We start from the raw sequence: 7211 nt of genomic DNA, 5'->3' as shown, positions 1-7211 counted from the left end.
GGGGGGACGTATGACGACAGCACTCCGCTCTAACCAGACAACCGCCCTGAGCGCGCCAGGTGACGCGCTGCAGGTCAGTGCTCGCATGTCGGTATTCCTGGCTGAGGAGCTGCTGCCGCTGATGGCTGGGCTCTGGCCAGCCAGTGCTAACCAGCTCGACAGCAATGCCCGCGGCGTAGCGCTGGCCTGGGGAAGTCTGCTTAGGGGCTTCAATGCGCAGCAGATCCGGGAGGCGGTGCTGCAGCTTGGGGAGGATGCTGATCGGCAGTATGCACCGCGGCCGGCGGAGGTGAGGGCCGCCATTCTGCGGAATAATCCTGTCCCCCGTACCGCGCCAGTTGGCCGCCGAGTGTCCCTGCGGGTATGTGAGATGGAGGCTGAGGTACGGGTGTACCTGCGGGATCGCAGTGTGCCGGCAGAGGAGGTCGCTGCTGAGCTGCAGAGGGTGCTGGTTGAGAAGGCGAGGCAGGGGGTAAGCGTGAAAGGAGCATAACTTTAGGGGCAAGGAACGAAATAATTCGGTCCAGAGTTCTTTATGGTGACAGGTGCAAGCTTTAAGGCGCGGTTCAAGAGGAAAAGGGAAAAGACACCGGCCTGAGGCCGGTTTTAGGACATAACTACAACTATTTATATATCACCATGTGATACACGCTAAGTTATTAGTGTTTCAATTATTATATATTGTCAAATATTATGTTAATAACACTCCCAGTCATTCGGAATACTGTTTTCATCAAATTCAACATATAGTTGCTTGGCAGTATTACTGCGCTGTTTAGCTGCGGCGCTTAAAACAGCCAAGTCATTTGATTTTCTATATGCGCGAGCATTTAAATTATTGTGCTCCTTCCAAGCAGAGTTTTGATGCCGAACGGTTCTAATGCTAATTTCTGCTGCTGTGATGTCCGAATTATGTGGAGTCGCATTTTCTCTATATTTCTGTATGCTTTTTGAAAGAAGCGCATCAAAGCCTATTGCAATCGCAAATGCATCCTTTACAAATTGACTTATATCGTTCGAAGGAGTATCGGCAGAAGCAACATGTGCTGCCTTATGGCGTCTCTTCGCGGCGCTTTCATATTGTTGAACAAGAGAGTGTGAGCCTAATCCCAAATGTCCAGAAATTATGGTCATTTGCCTCCATGGATCAGCAACCTGTAAGCTTTTGAGTATGTTCCCAATTACATCCTTGTGGACATTTGACGCTGAGTGAGCAAATGTATGGTTTGACAAAGTATAGCTTGCTGTAGTTGTAGAGGCGATTTTTAATGCTTGACCTTGTATGTAATCAATTTTATCTGCATTTCCAGTGGCATCATCTTTAGGAATTAATCCAAGTTGGTGGCTTAATGCAGAAAGCATTTCATAAGTTGCTGCATATCTAAGCTTTTCAGGTAACGCATTAAATGGAATAGCGCAAAGACTTACTTCCTGCATAGCCTCCGCTGTTCTTCTTTTGATAAAATCTTCCAAAGCAGCAAAGCCCACGACAGCAAGCCCATTACGTAACATTCTTGCAATTGCATTATGCTCTACATCCGCCAAGCCCTTATTTAGGGTCGCTTCTGATTGAACTGAAATATTCAAGCATCTAATTCTAACTATAAACTCCGTTTTAGCTAATGACATTTTAGGCCTCAATGTTTACTAGCATGTCATACATTTTGGAGACTCTAGTTCTAATTGCTATTGTGTCGCCAGTTGCTTGCGACACAGATTTTAAGAAGTCTGCATCATCTGAATACAATTTAACAGTCTCCAAAAGAACGGCTGTAGAATTCTGTGCTAAGTATTCTAATCTTTCATCGTCAAGGAGTGAGACTGCTACCATCTGTGCATCATACAGTGGTGCGATCAATTGATCTCTCCAACCGCCATTTTGAGGTTTTTCAAATGCATGTTGACCCCAAATGTTTTGACATGCATTAAGTGACTTAGTAAATATATCTCTAAGCCTTTCTGTATCTCGATGTCTATTCTCGGCCATGAAGTCATCCATAGCGATAGATATTTTCTTTCCTAATCTTTCCCAATCTTGCTGTATTGTAAAAAATCTAAGCACCATCTCTACGTCATCCATGTTTCTATAAGCTGTAGACTTATTAGATGTGATTTTCATTTTCAATCTTAGAAATGGACTTTCCGATAATTCAATCAATAGATCGTTAAGCATGCCTGAATATGCTACATTTCTAATTTCCTGTGGTTTTAGTTGTTCTCCGCCAGTATTAAGACGAAGGAAAACTTCATACTTAATATTTGAGTCTGACTGTTTTAGTAATGTTATTACACGAATGAATGGTCGGATTGATAAAACGCGTTTTAGCTGCTCCGGTAGGTCATTGTAATTATAGTCATTTAACTCAGGAAGAGCTTTTAAGTCTTTTAGTTTAAATTTTCCCATTAAATAATCATGTATCGCTGTGATTCTTTGTTTACCATCAATTACTGTATAAGTTCCATAGTCATCTTCTGACAAATAAACGGGGGGAATTGGAACATTTAATAAAAATGACTCTATGAGTGCTGATTGTTTTTCTACATCCCAGCGATCTCTTCTCTGATAATGAGGTGCTATATCTATTGAATCTTGATTTACCATGTCAGTTATTGCTGATAGAGAAAAAATCTGATTGCTGTGTGACTAAGCTATCTTGAGCTTTAGTAAACTTATTTATTATGTCTTTCATTTAGAGGTCCTAGTAAGCCAAATCTTGAGGGTATATTAACAGATTAGTGCTTGAAGGTATATAACATGCGTTTAAGAGGTAAGCGTTAAAAAATTGATTTGGTAATGCATGGCAGCGAGGAAAAATATATTTCATTCGTGGTTTTGTTTTTATGTTGTATCTCTTTCTGTGGGACGAAGAAGGGTGCCAGGTTTGAGTGAGGATATGATTGCTTCTCAAGCTATCTCAAGACGTTCGTCTATAATCATCTTATAGAGTTTTGTTATCGGTGAAAATTTAAATGCCCATTTTTGATTATCTATTGGGAGTATTATCATATCGAGGTCGGAAAATTTCTCCAATATGAGTTCTGTCAAATCGCTATCATCCAAAATTATTATGTACTTTTCTTTATCCTGTAACATTCTTATATATTCTTTGTTTTTCTTTCGTGCACTTTTATCTCTTATTGTAATTATTGCAAAGTTCCCAATCATAGTTGATGTGAAATATTTATTTATTTGACTCACTGCTTTAATTAATTCGCCATCCTCCTTTGAGTTTTTACACTCAATCAGTATGTGAGATGACTTAGTATTGACTCTTATTTCATCCCATAATATATCCTGAAAGGGGGGGATATAATAAGTTATATCGAACCTATAGCTTCCATTAGAGACAGTTTTTTGAGCTTCGCTTTTAGCATCACATTCATCAAAAAAAAGCTCAAATATATCACCTACAATTTTTTCATACTCTTTATCATTGCCATTTTCTTTTCCCGTTTGGGATTTTCTTTAATTTTTCTGAAAGAGTGATAGCATAGTTTCTACATATATACTTATGCAGTTGTATATCATGTGGATTGTCAGTTAATCTATTTAAAGAACGCCTTATACTGGCACATTCATATAAGTCGTAAATACTGTAACTTTCAAAAATAGCATATGGGAGTGTATTTTCTTTAATGGGCTCTTCAAAGTCATTGCGTGCGGTAGTAACTAGATAGGTACAGTTACCATTATCGAATATATCTGCGGTTTCAAAAACAACGATTAATCTTGGTATCTTCTCATTTTTTAATTGTTTTCTCGTTGGCGTAAAAACAATGCAGGATTTGTAGTCAAAATTCTCTAGATTCTTGATGTATGGTATAGAGAACTCTTTAACAGAGAATTTGTTATGGTCGCCACACCTCTTTTTTTCTAACAAGGCATAGGCAACTCTCAAATAGTAACCACTAGTTGTTTTATAAAATGGGTTATTAAACATAACGTATTATCTTATTTGTAATGTGTATGGATTTATTTGCTAAATTAAGTTATTTGATATGCTAAATGTAAATGAAAGATAATAATGCAGAACGAAGTTTTATATTGTAATAATGTAATTGCGGCAGACTAGGAATTTTTATCGGAGTTATAATAATTGATGGTGCTTTATATGAAAAATGTCTCTAACTAAATTACATTATCTCTCCAGTCTAGCCCATCGCCTATAGCATCAAAGGTGCTCTTTAGCGCTAGAGAGTGGGTCTCACCTCTACCGTGGATGCCGCAGTCCTGGCACTCACAGAGGTAGAACGTATCACTGATCTTGTAGGTGTTCAGCTTGGTGAGCCCGCACTGAGGGCAATCTTCGGTCAGTAAGAATGCTTTAGATTTGGTCTCTAGCCAAGCCTTCATGATCACTGCGTTGATTTCTGAGCGGGCTTTGTTGGTTGTCGCTCTTAGCCGATCCTCTTGATTACGAATTTCCTGTGCCAGGCGAGGGTTGAACTCCCCGTTTACCCAATTCGCCGGGTTCTCTTCCGGGAAGTCTTCAAAATACTCTGACCATTCACCCATAGGGTTGCTCCTTGTCGATTGTGTGCATCAAGTCCATGTGATGCTTTTGAAGGGGGGAGTGGGGTGTTAAATGAATTGGCTACCGCCCCTAGGTTACAGCCCCCCAGATTGCTGCTTTTAACCGGTGATCTGGCGGTTGAGAATGTCGCCATCGGCAGGCCCTGCGTGAGACATAGGAACCAGCTGGAGATGATACTCATCCGAGCAGGGATTGGTGAGGACTTTGTTAGTTAACTAACTAGAATCGTGTTGTTTTTTGAGGTTGGTCAGGTTTCTGGAGGGAGGGTAGGGGCTAGAGCTCGTTCAAACGGGCAAGGAGACACTCTCTTGCCCAAGGGGGAGGGTTGTACTGGCGGGGTGACATAACTAGCTGAGCAGGTTCTTAAGAGGCTTCTACTGTCAGCTCGGCTTCCTGTGGTCATCCAGGTTAGCCCCTCGGTGAGCTTGGAGGGTGGCAGAATGATAGTGCCAAGGTTCATAACGATGAGCATCGTTGGCACGAACCTGATGGTACTGATATTGGCGATCACTTTGCGTGATAGACAGCTAAAAAAAAGCCCCGCAGGTGGGGCAAGGTGCTTACTCAAGTAGAAGCAGACAGAATGACTTGTTCCCGAGAGACAATACCACCCAGTGCAGCGTTACGTACCTGTCAGAAAGTACAGTGAGGATTCAGACTCATCTGATTGATTTTATTGATATGACACTATCTCTCCAGGGATGGGGGGGCCAGGGTAGTTCAAGCGGTGGCTGGGGGAGGGCACCGGCCTGAGGCCGGTGTCCACTGATGACTAAATCTGTACATTTTGTACCGCAGATGTGGCGGCACCAGCTTTATTAGATATCTTCAACATATGGGTCTTTGTACTTCTTAACGAAGATATAGTTTTTGGTACCGCACCATATGACGGGTTTTCCTTCCCCACCATTGCTGTATACACATCGACCAGCAACCAACACATAAGCACCGAGCAATTCATCTAGCTCTTCTACCTCGAAGAACTGCATAAAGTCATCTGCGATGTCTTCGAAGATCGCCACGCTTGCAGAGTTATAGCTCATGCTAGAGTTGAGCCAGATTTTTCCATCTTTTGTATTCTTAACTGAGACGATTGGTCCCCAATAGAAGTTTATCTTCTCATGGTGTTTGTCTTTAGTGATGTCTGCAAAGCTAACTACAATGTCCTTCACCTGGCCATCAAGCATCACTTCATCGTTGGTTCTGTAAAAGATGATACGACTCGTGGATTGTCTGAATGCCTCGCTCTTAACCAATCGATGCAGAATTCGACGCAGCGTAAATTGCTGAGATGAAATCCTGGTGTGGCCATCGATGACAAATCTGCGACCACCTTCTCCTTGACCTGGGATGGGGGGATTCTGGGTCTGTACAACGTCAATTGCACCGCCCTTCTCCTTGTCCAACCTTACGACGATGGTGTCATTGTTTTCAACATCATCTGCAGTCTCGGTTGCATCATCCCTGCTCTCTGTCGATGAGATATATTCGACTTTCAGGTCACACCCTTCGGCATGGTGAGCACAAAAATGGGGAGGATGGCCATGGATGCTTCTCTTCCTGTACCAGGCAAACTCACCACATTCTGTACAGACGAGACTTGTTCTCTTTGTCTCTAATTCCCCGCCAGGAAGCTGCTCAAATGCAGTTGCTTCCCAATTTCTATTATCAAGAGTGCACTTTGCATACTGCATGGCCGGCTCCGATCATGAAAATATGTGTCTTTGTAGACCAAGCTATCTCATATGAAACCAAAAATGGAGTTGATTGTGTTCTATATCAGGAGGGGATCACATATTTTGTGTGGGTACTGATGGGGGGGCTGGAGCGGGAGCGAAGCGCCCGCTCAGGATGAGAAACATCAGGCGCAGACTGCGGGGTTTGCTCTGAAGATAATGTCGCGGTGATAGGAGAGGAACTTAGCCTGCTTGGGGCTGAATATGCCGACATTACTTGGTAGGTTAATACCCCACTGCAGCAGAGCCTGTTCGATGCTGGGCTCGGCACACAGCAGGTCGCCAGCGTCGGTGAAGGTGATCCAGCCACGGTCGAACAGCTTGTCGATATGAGGGGAGAGCAGCAGGCCGTTGTTCCCATCCAGGCGCTCGGTGTTGTTATCGCACTTAGACCAGGGCTTGATGTGACTGGCAATTAGCAGGGCCTTGTTGGTCACTCCGGTGACACGGCAGGCAGGCTCAATCGCCTCGAGGTTACTGCGGAAGAGGCCCTGGCCACGGCGAGATTTTACGAGTTGTAGCTTCTCTGTGTTCTCAAGGGCCGAGGCCTTGATGTCCGCCTCAATGGCATCGCCTTCCAGTTCTGCCTGGTGGTGTTCGATGTCATCGGCAAAGAAGGGATTCACGCCATTGGCTAGAGAGAGCAGCAGATTGCCCAGCTCGTCACTTATGCTGGCAAGGTAACAGCCCTGGTTACCGTTCCCAGTGGCCTGCAAAGGCGAATTCTTCGAGGGGAGCAGGGGAGCTATCAACTCCAGGTGGTCCTTCGGACGGATTGGCTTTGCGAGCACTCCCAGTCGATGAGAACCTCCCAGCCAGTATCGGACCAAGAATCGCCAGCGCTACCGAACTCATGGGCTTGGATCTCTCGCGGCAAGGTGCAGCTACCAGGCCAATGGCCTTGACTAAGCCCGTCGGCGTAGGAGATAACAACGTCACC

Annotated in this window: 7 protein-coding genes; 1 reads left to right on the top strand and 6 read right to left on the bottom strand. The window is 44.0% G+C overall.

What is annotated here, in order from left to right:
- The coding region (locus G113_RS17720; protein WP_005908073.1) for a hypothetical protein at window positions 1-493 on the top strand (493 nt) is incomplete at its 5' end.
- A gap of 203 nt (window positions 494-696) precedes the next feature.
- Here G113_RS17720 and G113_RS20765 read toward each other — a convergent pair.
- From G113_RS20765 to G113_RS17695, 6 genes are all read right to left on the bottom strand, one after another.
- On the bottom strand, window positions 697-1629 hold the full coding sequence (locus G113_RS20765; protein ID WP_083940416.1) for a HEPN domain-containing protein: 933 nt from the start codon (window positions 1627-1629) through the stop codon (window positions 697-699).
- A gap of 1 nt (window position 1630) precedes the next feature.
- Window positions 1631-2602: a DUF262 domain-containing protein gene (locus G113_RS17715; protein WP_201765027.1), complete on the bottom strand. Its 972-nt coding sequence runs from the start codon at window positions 2600-2602 to the stop codon at window positions 1631-1633.
- Window positions 2603-3431: 829 nt separating this feature from the next.
- Window positions 3432-3941 carry a hypothetical protein gene (locus G113_RS21210; protein ID WP_152436098.1) on the bottom strand — a complete coding sequence of 170 codons (510 nt, stop codon included), beginning with the start codon at window positions 3939-3941 and terminating at the stop codon, window positions 3432-3434.
- A 188-nt stretch (window positions 3942-4129) separates the two neighbouring features.
- Window positions 4130-4516 carry a hypothetical protein gene (locus tag G113_RS17705; RefSeq protein ID WP_005908069.1) on the bottom strand — a complete coding sequence of 129 codons (387 nt, stop codon included), beginning with the start codon at window positions 4514-4516 and terminating at the stop codon, window positions 4130-4132.
- A gap of 837 nt (window positions 4517-5353) precedes the next feature.
- Complete coding sequence (locus G113_RS17700; RefSeq protein WP_005908068.1) at window positions 5354-6229, bottom strand: hypothetical protein; 876 nt, start codon at window positions 6227-6229, stop codon at window positions 5354-5356.
- A 167-nt stretch (window positions 6230-6396) separates the two neighbouring features.
- Window positions 6397-6987, bottom strand: a complete 591-nt coding sequence (locus tag G113_RS17695) for an HNH endonuclease (protein ID WP_005908067.1) — start codon at window positions 6985-6987, stop codon at window positions 6397-6399.
- Window positions 6988-7211 lie beyond the last annotated feature (224 nt).

Origin of the sequence: Aeromonas molluscorum 848 (assembly GCF_000388115.1) — a bacterium.
Classification (GTDB): Bacteria; Pseudomonadota; Gammaproteobacteria; order Enterobacterales; family Aeromonadaceae; genus Aeromonas; species Aeromonas molluscorum.
The sequence above is the reverse complement of the archived record's forward strand: the minus strand, read 5'-3'. Positions and strand labels throughout refer to the sequence as shown.

Coding starts and splice junctions, on each gene's coding strand:
- G113_RS20765 (WP_083940416.1), bottom strand. CDS start 1,629: ATGTCATTAGCTAAAACGGAGTTTATAGTTAGAATTAGATGCTTGAAT.
- G113_RS17715 (WP_201765027.1), bottom strand. CDS start 2,602: ATGGTAAATCAAGATTCAATAGATATAGCACCTCATTATCAGAGAAGA.
- G113_RS21210 (WP_152436098.1), bottom strand. CDS start 3,941: ATGTTTAATAACCCATTTTATAAAACAACTAGTGGTTACTATTTGAGA.
- G113_RS17705 (WP_005908069.1), bottom strand. CDS start 4,516: ATGGGTGAATGGTCAGAGTATTTTGAAGACTTCCCGGAAGAGAACCCG.
- G113_RS17700 (WP_005908068.1), bottom strand. CDS start 6,229: ATGCAGTATGCAAAGTGCACTCTTGATAATAGAAATTGGGAAGCAACT.